Genomic DNA, 15303 nt, shown 5'->3' with positions numbered 1-15303 from the left:
GGATGCTGGTTCAGCGGCGGGGTGCGGGCGCCACGACGTCGAAGATCCCCGGCTGGCCGGCGGCATAGCGGCGGTCGTCGTCGGCGCGGATGGCCGCCGTGATCTTGGGGGGTGAGTAGTCCGGCAACCAGCACGGAGACTCGTGCACACCCGCCCGTTCGACCAGCGCGTTCACGGCTCGTCGGGCGGTTTCCATCGCCCCGTCCTGATTGTCGATGAACGTCGAGCTCTGCGTCGATCCGCCCGCCAGGAACAGGTTGGGGATCGCCCCGTGCTGTTGCGGCCTCGGCTTGTTCGACCAATTGCCCAACGCATCCCCGGCACGGGTCGCATTGATCACCCAGCGGCCCTTCCATTCGAGAGTGGTGTGCGGTGTCCAGCCGACGAAATTGTCGCCGCGGAACGCCTTCCGCATCCCCGCGTACCGGCTGAGGAACTCCTTCAGCTCGGCGATCGTCTGCTCCCTGGTCAACTGCATCATCGGCTTCCCGAACAGGATGCCCGGGGTGTGGAACAGCGACGTCGAGAAGATCTCGATGTCCAGGCCGCCGCCGGCCCGGCCGTCCCCGTAGTGGCGCAGATTCCTGTTCCAGATCGCGTTGACCCCGCCGAGAAACGTGTACCAGCCCTTGGCCGGATGCACGGGGCCCGCCGTGAGATCCAGATCTCGGAAGAAGAACTGGAATCCGGTCTCGTACGCGGGCACCACATTCCACGCCTTCGCGAGATTGCGGTCGGCCGACACCATCTGCCGGGAGAACACCTTCTGCATGTTCAACCCCGGAATGGCCGTGAGGAAGTGGTCCGCCGCCACCGGGACCGACCTGCCGCGCGGATCACGCACCGTGGCGCCGACGATCCGGCCGCGATCCATCGTGAATCCGGTCAGGCGGTGCTTCATCTTGAACTCGATACGACCCAGCGAGTGCATGTGGCGCGCCCACGGGTCGAACCACACCTCGGTCTCCGGCCCGTCGAGGGTGATGCCGAAGGGCAGTGCCGACGACGCCTTGGTGTTCAGGCCCCAGTAGTAGCCCTCGCGGCCGTCGAGCATCCGCAGCACCGGGTCGGCGTAGAAGGTCTTCAACGCATCGGCGGAGCCGCCCTGTCCCTCCGCATCGCTGCCGAGAACGTGCTCGATCAGCCACACCAACTCCGCGGCGTTCTCCGACATCCGATCGGTCCGGAAGTACCGGCGCAGGGTCATCTTGTCCAACTGTCCCTTGCAGCGTCGCGGACCGGCGACGATCCATGACGCGAACTTGCTGGCCAAGAGGGCGGCGTCGGCGGGGGTGTACTTGCCGATCTGCTGCAACGCCGTGAGCATCACCTCCGGATAGCGTTCGGGCGGAATCCCGCGGAGCGTCGTCGGCGTGACCGGCGTCGGCACCATGAGCTGCGTGTAGCCGACGGTCGCCGGCGCGTACCGCCCCTGGCTGGCGGCGCGGACGCTCGGGTTCTGCGGGATCAGCGCAGTGTGATCGAAGACCGTGCCGCCGTGCCCGTCGGGGATGTCCTTGAGGACTCCCGGGAGGATGGCGTAGCTGGGCAGGACGAAGTGCTGGGCGCTCATCTCGAACGGTGCGTCGACACCCGACCCGCGCGGGTTCATCCACGCCCGCACCATGCCGCCCAGATGATCGTTCTCGTCATACAGGGTCACGGTGAAACCGCGTTTCACCAGCTGGTGGGCGGCCTCCATCCCTCCCGGGCCGCCGCCGAACACGGCGACCCGACGCCCCTTGGACGGGTCGGCGCCCGACCGTCCGGGGCCGAGGAGCGCCGAGACGGGACCGAGCACGGCCGCGGCCGCGATGCCGCCGCCCATCCCGGTCAGCACCTGCCGTCGGGACATCTCCGGGCCCCATGACGGTCGTGGTGAGCCGCCGCGATCTCCCTGCGACACCGTGGTCCTGCCTGCTTCGGTCATTCTCGTGCTCCCTTATTTCGTGCGGAGTTTGAACTGCGCCCACCGCGGGTGCTCGTAGGTGCCGAACGACCCGGGGACCGTGTGGACGGGGACTTCGGTGAAGTCGAGCAGTCCTGCGCCGACGTAGCCGGTGTAGTCCGGGTAGAACGTTTTGGAGAAGTGGTACGGCTGGCCGGGCGCGCACGTCACGGTGATCGACTTGGGGATCGTGAACGGCGTGAACGGCGGCGTGATGGGGCCGATGATGCCCTGGCCGTAGCGGTACTTCTCGAAGGCGAGCGTGGACTTGGAGCAGATCCTGGTGCCGCCCTTGTCCTTGGGGCGCGCGTCGATCAGCGGCCCCGAGTAGCGGCCCTGATGGTTGATGATCCCGTAGAACTCACTGGCCCCGCCGTCGGGTTCCATCACCGGCGAGTACTCCCAGCCGCTCCAGTTGGTGAACGGGTTGAGGCCGGAGTCGAATGCGCTGCCGACGATCCGCATCCGCCAGTAGCCGACCCGCCAGCCGTTGACGTCGATCCGCCTGCCCGCGAGGTTGAGGGAACCGTGCGCGGCGCTGTTCACCACGATCTCGTCCATGAGCGAGTCGGTCTGCGGGTTGCCGCCGACCTGGATGACACCGTGTGAGCCCGGGACGGGGTCGGTGGCGGTGAAGTGTGCGGACGCCAGCGGGGACTGGGCGTCGACGGCCCAGCTGTTGGAGGCGGGTCGGTAGTTGAAGTTCAGTCCCGGGCTGCGCATCCCGGGTTTCCCGTCGGCCGTGGCCCACGTCGCCGACAGGCCGAGGGGCAGGCCCTTGTTGAAGGAGATGATCCCGTTGAGGAACGGGAACTGCGGTCGGGGCGAGTTGGCCCAGTCGATGAGTCCCCACACGACGGGGCCGCCGCGGCCGACGGCGCGCGGGCCCCAGAAGGGTTCCGCCTCGACCAGCGTGTACATCTCGGCGGGATTCTTCGGGTTCTTGAACCACCACCAGGCGACGCCGACGTCGCCGAAGCCGTTCTTCGCCAGCCCGGAGTCGGACGGTTTCGCGACGCGGACGGGATAGGTGTGGGGGTCGGTGTCGTAGCTGAGGGGCTCGTACTTCGGGACGGCCGGGGACCGCTGTGCCGGCGACGGGGGCACAGCCGAGGCGGCCGGTGCGATGAGTGCGCCGACGGACAGCATCGCCGCTCCGGCGAGCGTGACGGCGCCCAGCCGGTGCAGGCGGGGGACGTGCAGGCGGGGGACATGCAGACGGGCGAAGTGGCGACGGGCGGGCTGGGGATGACGGGTGGGGGATGAGGAGGTGAGCATCGGTGACTCCCTGGGAGCGGGTGACGATTCGGACGGCGGTGTCAGGGCAATGGGGGCCTCCTGCGAGGTGAGTGTCCGATGTGAGGTTTCTGAAGGTTATCGGTGGTCACGGGGCCGACAGTGTTGCGATTGTGGACGATTCGACGGGTGTTCTGATCGCGGAGTGCACGATGGTCGGCTATATTTGCGGAGCAGTTTCCCGAGTGAGAGGAATCCGGGGGGATTCAGCATCGTGTGGCGGAGGGGGTCCGGCCACCGCGGTGGTTTCGCGGTCACCCCGGTCCCCTGACCGCCGGGGACTGTGACAATGACCATTGTCACGACCCGAAAGGACCCCCGATGTCGACCACCGATGTCCGCCTTCCACGCCGCGTGGCGATCGCCGCGCTCGCCGCGATGACCGCCGCGGCCCTGGCCGCCTGCGGCACCGACGACCCGGACACCACCGAATCGAGTTCGTCGACCGCCCCGTCGTCGAGCGCACCCAGCAGCGCGCCCTCGTCGGCCCCGTCGTCACCGGGCGATGAGCCGAGCGAGGAGCCGAAGGCGCCGGAGCCGCCCGTCGTCGATCCGCCGGTCGCGACCCAGCCGCCGGTCGAACCCACTCAGCAGGCGCCGGAACCCCCGGCCAGGCAACCCCAGGGCGGGGGTGACGGTGGATCGGGCGGCGATGCACCGGAGCTGCCGCAGGGCGGCGGCGGCCGACCGGGCTACTGACGTGACCCCTCCCGCCGGGGTGGCGGCGCCGACCACGCGGCCCGCCACCCCGGTGCGACCCGGCGGTCCGCTGCCGTCGCTGACCGGCATGCGCTGGTGGGCGGCGCTGATCGTGTTCGTCCTGCACGCGGTGGTGTTCCTGCCGGTGTACCCGTTCTACGGCAGTGAGCAGTACTGGACGATCGCCGAGTGGGTCCCCATGCAGACGGGTGCCACCGGGGTGGCGTTCTTCTTCGTGCTCTCCGGCTTCATCCTGTACTGGACCCGGCGGTCGGGGGATTCGCCGCGGTCGTTCATCCGTCGCCGCATCGCGAAGATCTATCCGACGCACCTGGTGGCTGCGGCGCTGCTGTTCCTGATCGTCCCGATCCCGGTCGGCAACCTCACCACCTGGCTGCCGACGGTCGCGTTGATCCAGACGTGGTGGCCGAACTGGACGTCCCTGGGCGGATTCAACATTCCGGCGTGGTCGCTGGTCTCGGAGATGCTCTTCTATCTCCTGTTTCCCGTGATCGTGCCGCTGATCGACAAGATCCGCGACCGCTTCGTCCCGCATGCGATCGCGGCGGTCTTCGCCGTCATCGTCGTGATCCACACGGCGATCTATCTGTGGGCCGACGGGTACACGGGCACCGAGAACTTCTACGGTGCCCGGTTGCCGGCGGTCCTCCCCGAGGTCACCGCCGAGTACGGCTACAACGCGTCCCCCGAGTTCTTGTCGCAGTCGTTCGTCGGCTATCCGGAGCAGGCCTACTGGTTCAGCTACTACTTCCCGGCGGCCCGGCTCCCCGAATTCGTGATCGGTGTGCTCGTCGCCCGCCTGGTCATCAGCGGGAAGTGGCGGATCACGTCGATCTGGTGGCCGACGGCGGCGCTCGCCGCGGCATTCGGTGCGACGTGGCTGGTCCCGGTCAACTACAAGACCAGCGTCCTGGTGGTTCTTCCGACGGCGGCGGTGATCGCGACCGCCGCGATGCGGGACCTGTCCGGTCGGCGCGGCGTGAACGCGACGCGGCCGATGGTGTGGCTCGGCGAGGTCTCGTATGCGTTCTATCTGTTGCAGTACGTGGTGATGGCGGCGGCGTTGAAGTACGTGCTGGCGGGCCACGGTTTCGGTCTCGCCGGGTGGCTGGCGGTGTCCGCGGGATGCCTGCTGGCGACGCTCGTCGCGGCGGCGGCCGTCTACCACGGGGTCGACAAGCCGATCACCAGGTTGACCCGCCGCGCATCCGGGGCGCGCGGGTCCCCGCCGTCGGTGCGCCCGACGTCCGACGGCCCGCACCCGGCCCCACCGTCGCAGGACCGCGGTGGCGAAGCAGTACAGCAGAGCGAAGCAATACAGAAGAGCGAAAAAGTACAGGCGATCGAAGCAGTACAGAAGGAGGAAGTGTCATGATCCGTCGATCTCGGTCCCTCACCCGGGTGCTCGTCGCGGGGGCGGCGGCGCTCACCGCGGTCACACTGAGCCCGGCCGCCGTATCCGACGCCGCACCGCGCGGGACGATCGTCGTGCTGGGCGATTCGTTCAGCGCCAACAGTCCCGACCTCAGCGGGTGCTCCCGCGGCGCGACGTCGTGGCCCAAACAGCTCGCGGCACGCACCGGTTCACGTCTCGTCGACGAGTCGTGCAGCGGGGCGGGTCTCGCCGGCAACCGGTTCACGATCGCCGACGAGGCGCAGCAGGCCCGCGCGCACGGCGGATTCACGGCGAAGACGTCGGCGGTGCTGATGCAGTTCGGCCTCAACGGCTACTGGGGCAGACGGGAGGTCGGCATCCGCTACCTCAACGACTGCCTGCTGCACGGGTGCGGTTCGCGGTCGGCGACGCTGGCCGCGATCACGCCCGCCCAGTTCGTGAAGTACGTGAAGCCGTACGTCGATTACACCCGCTACTACGCGCCGAAGGCGCGCATCGCGGTCGTCGGATATCCGGAGCTGCTGGCTCCCGGTGCGCTCGACGGGTGCATCAACGTCGCGGGGGCGCCGGTGGCGCGTCCCGGCAGTTCGGGGCTGGTGGCGTTGATGAACAGGATCCAGCACGCGCAGAAGGAGGGGGCCAGGCAGTTGGGCATCGACTTCATCGATGCGCAGCGGGTCACGCGCGGACGCGGTCTGTGCGGGCGGGCGCCGCTGGTGAACGGTGTGCTGAATCCGGCTGCGGATCTGTTCGGCATCCCCATGCATCCGTCGGTGGCGGGGGATCGGCTGATGGCGTCGACGATCGCGCGGAGTCTCCGGCTCTGACGCCGGCGGCGGGGGACTTCGGTTCTCGGCCGGCGGTCCGGTCGGGGATCGGAGCTTGGCTGTTCCGGCGACCGGTCGACTATTGTCGGCACTGTGCTGCTCTCCGACCGTGACATCCACGCCTCGATCGGCGAGGGCCGTCTCGGGATCGATCCGTTCGAGCCCGAGCTGGTCCAGCCGTCGAGCGTCGATGTGCGCCTCGACTCCCTGTTCCGCGTGTTCGACAATTCGAAGTACACGCACATCGATCCCGCTCAACAGCAGGACGAGCTGACGACCCTGGTGGAACCCGCCGAGGGTGAGCCGTTCGTGCTGCATCCGGGAGAGTTCGTCCTCGGGTCCACGCGGGAGGTCGTGAGCCTGCCCGACGATCTCGCGGGCCGGTTGGAGGGCAAGTCGTCTCTCGGTCGCCTGGGACTGCTCACGCATTCCACGGCGGGTTTCATCGATCCGGGTTTCTCGGGGCACATCACCCTGGAGCTGTCGAATGTGGCGAACCTGCCGATCACGCTGTGGCCGGGGATGAAGATCGGACAGTTGTGCCTGTTCCGGTTGACGGGTCCGGCGGAGAATCCGTACGGCAGCGCCGCTGTCGGCTCCAAGTACCAGGGACAGCGCGGTCCGACGCCGTCCAAGGCCTATCTGAACTTCCGCAAGTGAGGTGACGGGGACCGCCGCGGACGCGCGATCCGAACGCGATGACCACTGATTCGACGGGGAACGGCGTCGCCGGCCGCCGACCGAGCTGGCCGGCGCAGTTCGACGTTCCCGCGTCGCCGTCGGGTGCGGTGGTCGCGGTCGACATCGACGACGCCGGTCTGTGGGCCGGCCGGGTGGTCCGGGGCGAGGTGGTCCGCGATGAGCTCGAGCCGCGCATCCGACCGGCGGTGCTCGACGTCCGCACGGCGACGTATCTGCGTGAGACGGGCGCGGTGACGGTCGACAGCGGGGAGGCGTTCGCCGAACTGGTCCGCGTGGTCGGTGGTGCGCGGGTGGAGCTCGCGCGTCGCGAGACGGTCCTCACCATGGGTGAGGAGCATCTGCGGCTGGTGGCGGTGAGTCTGGCGGATCTCATCGAGGCGACGGTGCCGGAGGCCAACCGCGCGCACGGAATGGTGATCGAGATGGCGGGGCGGGATCCGGTGGACGCGGTCCTGCTCGGTCCGGGACACGATGCCTGGCCGGGACTCTGGGAGGCGCTCACCGAACGCAGTTTCTCGGTGCTGCTGCAAGGGGATCCGTTTCCGGCGGTGTTCGGCGGCGATGAGGGTCCCACCGAGATGTTCGCCGAGGTCGCCCCGCCGCAGCCGGTTCGAGCGTGGGGAGACGTCGGCGATCCGGCCGCATTCGGCCTCGACCGTTTCGGGAACGCCCTGGCCGACCCCGCATCGGAGGTCGCCGGGGGCGATGCCGTTCCGGCGGGCGGCCTGTCGGGCGACGACGAGGACGTCGATGTGCGTCCCGGTGTGCGCGGTCGGGTGTTGGCGGTTGCGGCGCTGGTGATGCTCGCCGTCGGCGGCGGCGGGGTGGCGTTGGCGATGAACGTGAAGGAGACGTCGTCGCCGGGCGTCGTGGCGTCGACGGCGCCGACGACCGGTGAGACATCGCGGACTCCCCAGCGGGGACCGGAGCCCGAGCACGTCAACGGTTCGGTGGATCCGGCGGCGCTGCGCGACGCCCGCGTCCCGGTCTCGAAGTACACGTCGCCGACGCCGACGTCGACGAAGACGAAGGCGACCCGTTCGGCGGAGCCGCCGCTGGGGCCGCAGCCGAAGCGTCCGCCCCGGCATACGCGGCGGACGATCCCGAATCCGATTCCGGGGCTCCCGCCGATCGTGATCGGCTGACGGTCGACGTCGCTCAGGCGGTCGTGTCCCGGCCCGTCGTGTCCCCGCCTGTCGTGTCCCCGCCCGCCCCGTGCTGATCCGCGGCGGCGTGGTCGCGGCGTTCGCGGGCGACGGCCAGGTAGTCGTCGAGCTGGCGGGCCAACTCGCGGTCGAGCGCCCGGTACAGCGAATTGTGGGCGGCCACCCGGCCGGTGCTGCGGAGAGCACTGAGAAAGGTGGTGGCCCAATCGGATTCGGCGCCGGTGGCGGGGATCCACCCGTCGAAGCGGCCCTCGGTGATCGCACGCCGCCCACCGCTGATGAGGGTGCGCGCCGCACGATCCATATCGGCGTCCAGGGAGGCCTGCATCTCGAGGATGTAGGGCAGCGGGATGCCGATCTTCATCAGCCTGCTGTACGCGTCGACGGATTCCACGTCGGTGATGAGGTACTGCTTGGGCGGATCGTCGTCGCCGATCGGTTCGATGAGACCGAGGCGCTGCACTTTGGCGATCAGTTTGGGGTCGCTGGTGTTGAGGATCGAATGCAGTTCCGCGGCGCCGACGGTGTCGGTGGCGGTCTGCGACCACGGCTCGGACACCAGCTCGCGCAGCCCCAGCGATTCGGCGATGTCGTCACCGGTCTGCATCCGCGTGAAGAAGTCGGCGATGTGCGACATCGTGAAACCGCGGGCGAGCAGGTCGCTGATGACGCGCAGCCGGGTGAGGTGTTCGTCGTTGTAGATCGCCACGCGACCGCGGCGGACCGGGCGCGGGATCAGTCCGCGGTCCTGGTAGCCGCGGATGTTGCGCGTGGTGGTGTCCGCGGCGAGCGCCAGATCGTCGATTCGGTACTCGGTCATGCCCCGCATTCTTCCAAACTCCGCGTCCCCGGCGGCGTCGGGCGCGGCGTCACAGATCGACGGTCAGCGTGTCCGAATGGCAGCGGGACACGCACGGCAGGAACCAGCCGGCCTCGCGTTCCGGATCGGTGAGCAGGCTGTCGCGGTGATCGACGTCGCCGTCGACCGTCGTGAGCCGACACGTTCCGCAGAACCCCTGCCGACAGGAGTACGGGACCGCCGGGTCGACGCGCGCCAGAGCAGTGAGGACCGACTCGTCGGCGGCCACCGTCTGCGTCTGGCCGGTCGAGGCGATCCGCAGCGTGAACTCGGTGCCGTTCTCGATCGGCGGCGGCGAGAACCGCTCGAAGTGCAGTTCGATGTCGTCGCGGTCCGCGAGGTGGGTGCGCAACGCCTCGAGCATCGGTACCGGGCCGCAGCAGTACAGTGCGAGTCCGGCGTCGGCGTCGGGGCACGGCCCGACGAGATCGGGCATCGTCGGGAGGCCGTCGACGTCGTCGGTCCGGACCGTCACCCGATCGCCGTATCGGCGCAGTTCGTCGATGAAGGGGATCGAGTCGGCGCTGCGGCCGCAGTACACCATCGTCCAGTCGAGTCCGTAGCGGTCCGCCAGGGCGAGCATCGGCAGGATCGGGGTGATCCCGATGCCGGCGGCGACGAAGCGCAGCCGTCGCGCCGGCGAACCGAAACCGGGGAGGACCAGCGGGAAAGCGTTCCTCGGCCCTTTGATCTGGATGCTGTCGCCGACACGGATACCGTCGTGCACCTCGATGGAGCCGCCCCCGCCGTCGGGAATTCGACGGACGGCGATGCGGTAGCTGCGGCGGTCGCCCGGGTCGCCGCACAGCGAGTACTCGCGCATGCGGCCCGACGGCAGCAGCAGGTCGAGGTGAGCGCCCGGGAACCACGCCGGCAAGACCGACCGGTCGGGGGCGGCGAAGGTCAGGGCGATGACGTTCTCGTCGTGGGCCACCACCTCGCGGTCGATGACGTCGAGGGTCAGGATGCCGTCGTCGGCCGCACCGTCACGCACCCGCGAGAGGGCACCCCAGAAGGGAAACCACACCTTGCGGATGCCGGTGAGCCCGCGCATCAGCGGGTCGCGCCGGAACCGGCCGTACAGGTGCGGCGGTTCGGTCGACAGGTCGACGGTGTGCCGTTCGGAGTGGTCGGTCATCGTGCTCGTCTCCACCGGAGGTCAGGCGGCCCGGCGCGCGCCCGGCGACGACGCGAGGAAGGCGACGGCCTGCGCCGTGTCGCCGATGTCGGCGGGCGCGAACCCCGGTTTGAAGTAGGTGGCCGTGGCCAGCACCAGCTTGGAGATCCGCGGGAAGACGCCCGCACGGACCCCGCGGACGTATCCAACCGCGTACAGCCTGGTCTTCTGCAGCCCCGACAGCGTGTTGACGGCCGGATCCTGGCTGTTGATGAAGCGGAAGCCGCGGACCAGGAGGATCAGCAGGAAGGGCATGGCGAGCGACATGGCCCGGGCCCGGCGGATCGGGCTGTCGGCGAAGTAGGCGGCCGCGTCGTGCGCCACCGACCGGTGCTCCACCTCCTCGGCTCCGTGCCAGGTGAACATGTCGACCATCGCCGCGTCGGCGCCGTTCTCGCGCCAGCGGCAGTTGAGCGCGAAGTCGCCGAGCAACGCCGTGTAGTGCTCGATGGCCGCGATGAGCCACAGCCTCTCCACGAGGTTCTTCTGCCGATCCTCGGGGGTGCCCTCGTCGGCGGGCGCCAGCACCTTGCGGAAGATCCACTCCATCTGTTTCAGGTAGCCGGTCGGGTCGATGCCGCGGTCGCGCAGCCAGTTCTCGACCGCGCGGTCGTGCACTTCGGCGTGCATGGCCTCCTGGCCGACGAAGCCCCGCATGTCGGCGGCCAGTTCGTCGTCCTTGACCATCGGGAGCGCTTCGTTGAACGCCTCGACGAACCAGCGCTCGCCCTCGGGCAGCAGCAGGTTCAGCACGGTGATCATGTTCGACGACACCGGGTGGCCGGGAATCCAGTGCAGCGGGGCGCCGGAGAGGTCGAACTCCACATTCCGTGCGTGCAGCTCCACCTTGCCGGGGTCGGTGTCGGCCGTGGAGTGCGTCGCCGTGGTTTCCGGGCTGACAGTGCTTCCCGGGCCGGCGGGGGTTTCCGGGCCGACAGGGGTGTCTGGGCTGGTCATGGCATGCCTCCTGGAGTGGTGACGGGTCAGCCGGCGAGCTTCTGACGGGCGGCGAGGCGTGAGGCCCACGGCAGGAACCGGTACACCCGATAGCCCACCTGGGCTTCGGGGGTCACCGGGACCACGGCGCGATTGGTCGAGACGGCGGCGACGATGTCGCGCGCCACCCGATCGGGGGTGAATCCGCGGCGCGCGTAGAAGCCGTCGACCTTCGACCGCGTGGCGTCCTCGTCGACGGCGCCCGCGAACTCGGTGGTGGCGGTGATGTTGGTGTGGACGATGCCCGGACAGATCGCCGAGACGCCGATGCGGTGTTCGGCGAGTTCGGCGCGCAGCGATTCGGAGAACATGAGCACGCCGGCCTTGCTGGCGGCGTACAGGCCGAGCTCGCGCGACGGAGTGAATGCGGCGGCCGACGCGAGGTTGACGATGTGGCCGCCGGCGCCGCGCTCGACCATCTGCGCGCCGAAGAGCCGGCTGCCGGTGATGACGCCGCGCAGGTTGATGTCGAGCAGGCGGTCGACCTGCGCATCGCTCGCGGCGAGCGCCGATCCGGCGAGCGCGATGCCCGCGTTGTTGACGACGATGTCGGGAACGCCGTGCGCCTGGCGGACCTTGCCGGCGAAGGTCGTGAACGCCGAGACCTTCGAGACGTCGAGTTTGTAGGCGGTCGCCCGGACCCCCGCGGCCTTGCAGGCGGTCGCCGTCTCCCGCGCCGAGGCGAGGTCGATGTCGGCCAGGACCAGCTCGGCACCCAGTTCGGCGAGCGCATGGGCGGTCTCACGGCCGATGCCGCTGCCCGCGCCGGTGATGACGGCGAGCTTGCCGATCAGGGCCGGGACGGGACCGTCGACGCGGGCGCGGTCGATCGTGTTCGGGGTGCCCGGAGTGCCGTTCTCGATCATCTCGATGAACTCGATCGCGGTCGACGCGAGGTAGTCGGGGTTGGTGTACGGCAGCCAGTGGCCGGTGGCGCCGCCCTTGCGCCAGAGACGGTCGACGTGGGTGTGGGTGTGCTCGTAGATCGCCGGCCGCAGGGCGATGTCGCGGTCGTTGACCACTTCGAGGACCGGCACTCGGGTGGGGCGGGGCGTCGGTCGGGCGAGTTTGCCGCGGATGTTCGCGCGGTACAGCTTGAGCCCGGAGATCATGTCCTCGCGGAGGGTGGGCGCGAACCGGGCGTTCTCGCGCGGGGTGCCCTCCACGCGGTGCAGGAACTCGGTCCACACCCGGTCGGAGCCGAAGGCGCGGAAGAAGAGGTCGGAGAGGCCGGGGATCTGGAAGAAGCCGGTGTACGCCGACGACGCCACCTGGGAGAGGGCCTGGCCGATGTTCGACGGGGTGGGGGACGCGAGTTTGCCGTGCGCCCATTCGCCGAGGAAGTCGAGGTTGGGGCCGGACACCGAGGTGAACGATGCGACCGCGTCTTGCGCCCCCTCGGTGGTGATGGTCTCCCAGGCCTCCACCGAGCCCCAGTCGTGGGCGATGATGTGCGTGGTGCCCGCGGGATTCACGGCCGCCAGGACGGCGAACATGTCGTCGGCGAGTGCGTCGAGCCGGTACGCCGACACCTCGTCGGGACGGTCGCTCTCACCGAATCCGCGCGTGTCGTAGGCGTAGACGGTGAAGTGCTCGGCGAGCAGCGGTGCGACGTGGTCCCACAGGTGGTGGGTGTCGGGCCAGCCGTGGACCAGCAGGACGACCGGCCGGTCGGGGGTGGTGGTTCCCGGGGTTCCGTACGAGAACGCGGCGAGGTCGATTCCGTCGTTCGTGACGTCGAATCGATTCCACTCGCAGTGGTGCTGATCTGGCATGTCCGTCTCCCTCATCCGCGACAGTGAAGTAGACGTTACCACCCGTAACAACTAGGTGCTAGCAGCTGCTAGCAGTCCGGTTGTGCGGTGCATGACCTGCGCCGACGACCTCGTTGCGAAGGTACGGCCGGCGGCGAACGGTCCCCGTCGGTACGACGAGAAGGACTCCCCGTCGGTACGACGAGAAGGAATCACTGTCGGTACGACGAGAGGAAGTTGCCGATCCGCTCGATCGCCTCGGCGAGATCCTGCGCCCACGGCAGCGTCACGATGCGCAGATGATTGGTGTCGGGAGTGTTGAAACCCGACCCCTGCACCACCAGGATCTTCTCCTGGAGGAGCAGATCCTGAACGAACTTCTCGTCGTCGTGGATCTCGTGGACCTCCGGATCCAGCCGCGGGAACGCGTACAGTGCGCCCATCGGCTTCACACAGCTGACCCCGGGGATCTCGTTGAGCTTCTCCCACGTCACATTCCGCTGCTCGAGGAGCCGACCGCCCGGAGCCACCAGGGCGTCGATGCTCTGATACCCGCCGAGCGCCACCTGAATGGCATGCTGCCCCGGGACGTTGGCGCACAGTCGCGTGGACGCCAGCACGCCCATCCCCTCGATGAACCCCTTGGCGTGGTCCTTCGGCCCGGTCCGGATCACCCAGCCGGCCCGGTAGCCGCACACGCGGTACGCCTTCGACAGTCCGTTGAAGGTCAGCACCAGCAGGTCGGGGGCCAGCGACGCGATGCTGATGTGCTCGGCGTCGTCGTAGAGGATCTTGTCGTAGATCTCATCGGCCAGGATCAACAGGGAGTGCTTGCGCGCCACCTCGACCATCCGCTCGAGGACCTCGCGCTTGTACACCGCACCCGTCGGATTGTTCGGGTTGATCACGACGATCGCCTTGGTGTTCGGCGTGATCTTGGCTTCGATGTCCTCGATGCTGGGATTCCAGTCGTTCTCCTCGTCGCACAGGTAATGCACGGGGGTGCCGCCCGACAGCGCCGTCATCGCCGTCCACAGCGGGTAGTCGGGGGCGGGGATCAGCACCTCGTCGCCGTTGTTGAGCAGCGCCTGCATCGTCATGGTGATGAGCTCGGAGACACCGTTGCCGAGCACCACGTCGTCGACGTCGAAGTACGGGAAGTCGATCATCTCGTAGCGCGTCACCACGGCGCGCCGCGCCGACAGGACACCCGACGATTCGGAGTAGCCCTGCGAGAACGGGAGGGCGTGGATCATGTCGCGCATGATCACGTCGGGCGCCTCGAACCCGAAGATCGCCGGGTTCCCGATGTTCAGCTTGAGGATGCGGTGCCCCTCGGCCTCGAGTCGCGCCGCATGTTCGTGCACCGGCCCGCGGATCTCGTAGCACACGTTCTGGAGCTTCTCGGACTGCTCCAGGGGACGCAGCTGAACGGAGGGATGCGATACACGGGGGCGACTCATGTCGTCCATTCTGTCAGCCCGGTGCAACGGAATTGAATTCGTGATCCCCCTCGGAGTGACCCGGAACCCGCCGCTGGGGCATCCTGTGGCGGTGGCCACCCTCGATCCGACCGCGTCCGCGGCCGCCGAACTGACCGTCGTCTCCTTCAATGTGAACGGCATCCGCGCATCGCGCCGCCGTGGATTCGACGACTGGTTGGCGCGGCGGTCGCCCGACGTGGTGGGGCTGCAGGAGCTGCGGTGCCCGCCCGACGCGGTCGGAGAGTTCCCGGGCTATGTCGCGTCGGTCGACACAGGGTCGATCCCGGGCCGCAACGGGGTCGCGGTCCTCACCCGGACGGCCCCGACCGAGATCCGCACGTGGGTGAGCCATCCGCCGCGGGCGCGCGGACTGGGCGAGTACGCGTCCCACGGCAGATACATCGAGGTCGATCTGGCTGATGTCCCGCTCACCGTCGCGTGCCTGTATCTGCCCAAGGGTGGGCTGCCGGCCGATCTGCAACGTCCGAGGAACATCCGGGAGAGGCCGGACGGCGGCGCCAAGTACCGCCGAAAGATGGCGTTCCTCGCCGGTTTCGCTCGGGAACTGGACCGCAACCGGCGGGCCGCGCTGCGCGCCGGACGGGAGTTCGTGCTCATCGGCGACTTGAACCTCGCCCACCGTGAACACGACGTCACCAACTGGCGTGCCGCGCGGCGCATGGAGGGATTCCTGCCCGAGGAGCGGGAGTGGCTCGACGGCCGCCTGACCCCGCGGACGCTGGTCGATGTGGTCCGGCGGCTGCACGGCGACCGGCCCGGTCCGCTGACCTGGTGGAGTTGGGCGGGACGAGCTTTCGAGAAGGACGTCGGGTGGCGGATCGACCATCAGCTCGCGACGCCGCGCCTGGCGGCTCGCGCACGGTGGGTGCAGGTCGACAAGGAGCCCCGATTGTCCGATCACGCGCCGTTGATCGTCGGCTACTCGGCACCATAGAAGAACTTCGGCGATTTTCCGGC

At 68.9% G+C, this 15303-nt stretch carries 13 protein-coding genes; 6 read left to right on the top strand and 7 right to left on the bottom strand.

Translation table 11 applies throughout. The features are described from left to right. Window positions 1-10: 10 nt before the first annotated feature. Both G528_RS0102480 and G528_RS16165 read right to left on the bottom strand, forming a co-directional pair. Complete coding sequence (locus tag G528_RS0102480) at window positions 11-1930, bottom strand: FAD-dependent oxidoreductase (protein ID WP_084637984.1); 1920 nt, start codon at window positions 1928-1930, stop codon at window positions 11-13. A gap of 12 nt (window positions 1931-1942) precedes the next feature. Next, window positions 1943-3226 (bottom strand): hypothetical protein, encoded by a 1284-nt coding sequence (locus G528_RS16165; protein ID WP_051198191.1) that lies wholly within the window; start codon window positions 3224-3226, stop codon window positions 1943-1945. A 339-nt stretch (window positions 3227-3565) separates the two neighbouring features. Between G528_RS16165 and G528_RS18365 the strand changes: the two genes are divergently transcribed. From G528_RS18365 to G528_RS16155, 5 genes are all read left to right on the top strand, one after another. Beyond that, window positions 3566-3943 carry a hypothetical protein gene (locus G528_RS18365; protein WP_156890327.1) on the top strand — a complete coding sequence of 126 codons (378 nt, stop codon included), beginning with the start codon at window positions 3566-3568 and terminating at the stop codon, window positions 3941-3943. Window position 3944: 1 nt separating this feature from the next. Then, window positions 3945-5339: an acyltransferase family protein gene (locus G528_RS16160; protein WP_245569646.1), complete on the top strand. Its 1395-nt coding sequence runs from the start codon at window positions 3945-3947 to the stop codon at window positions 5337-5339. Continuing rightward, a complete protein-coding gene (locus G528_RS0102460) occupies window positions 5336-6187 on the top strand; it encodes an SGNH/GDSL hydrolase family protein (protein WP_026917587.1) in 852 nt (283 codons plus the stop codon). Before G528_RS16160 ends, G528_RS0102460 begins: the two co-directional genes overlap by 4 nt. A gap of 93 nt (window positions 6188-6280) precedes the next feature. Continuing rightward, window positions 6281-6847, top strand: a complete 567-nt coding sequence (dcd, locus tag G528_RS0102455) for a dCTP deaminase (RefSeq protein ID WP_026917586.1) — start codon at window positions 6281-6283, stop codon at window positions 6845-6847. A gap of 38 nt (window positions 6848-6885) precedes the next feature. Further along, a complete protein-coding gene (locus G528_RS16155; RefSeq protein ID WP_051198190.1) occupies window positions 6886-8034 on the top strand; it encodes a hypothetical protein in 1149 nt (382 codons plus the stop codon). 13 nt (window positions 8035-8047) lie between these two features. Here G528_RS16155 and G528_RS16150 read toward each other — a convergent pair whose 3' ends face one another. The 5 genes from G528_RS16150 to G528_RS0102425 all read right to left on the bottom strand — a co-directional run bounded on the left by G528_RS16150 (window position 8048) and on the right by G528_RS0102425 (window position 14304). Next, window positions 8048-8875 (bottom strand): MerR family transcriptional regulator, encoded by an 828-nt coding sequence (locus G528_RS16150; protein WP_051198220.1) that lies wholly within the window; start codon window positions 8873-8875, stop codon window positions 8048-8050. Between the two features lie 49 nt (window positions 8876-8924). After that, entirely contained in the window at window positions 8925-10052 is a 1128-nt protein-coding gene (locus G528_RS0102440; RefSeq protein WP_026917585.1) for a PDR/VanB family oxidoreductase, read from the bottom strand. Window positions 10053-10073: 21 nt separating this feature from the next. Beyond that, window positions 10074-11048 carry a metal-dependent hydrolase gene (locus G528_RS16145; protein WP_084637981.1) on the bottom strand — a complete coding sequence of 325 codons (975 nt, stop codon included), beginning with the start codon at window positions 11046-11048 and terminating at the stop codon, window positions 10074-10076. 26 nt (window positions 11049-11074) lie between these two features. Next, window positions 11075-12862: an SDR family oxidoreductase gene (locus G528_RS0102430; RefSeq protein WP_026917584.1), complete on the bottom strand. Its 1788-nt coding sequence runs from the start codon at window positions 12860-12862 to the stop codon at window positions 11075-11077. Between the two features lie 191 nt (window positions 12863-13053). Next, window positions 13054-14304, bottom strand: coding sequence for a pyridoxal phosphate-dependent aminotransferase (locus G528_RS0102425; RefSeq protein ID WP_026917583.1), 1251 nt, complete (start codon window positions 14302-14304; stop codon window positions 13054-13056). Window positions 14305-14395: 91 nt separating this feature from the next. Between G528_RS0102425 and G528_RS0102420 the strand changes: the two genes are divergently transcribed. Then, a complete protein-coding gene (locus G528_RS0102420; protein ID WP_035718704.1) occupies window positions 14396-15280 on the top strand; it encodes an exodeoxyribonuclease III in 885 nt (294 codons plus the stop codon). Window positions 15281-15303 lie beyond the last annotated feature (23 nt).

It is taken from the genome of Gordonia shandongensis DSM 45094 (assembly GCF_000423025.1).
GTDB lineage: Bacteria > Actinomycetota > Actinomycetes > Mycobacteriales > Mycobacteriaceae > Gordonia > Gordonia shandongensis.
This window is presented reverse-complemented; position numbering and strand designations above follow the sequence as displayed.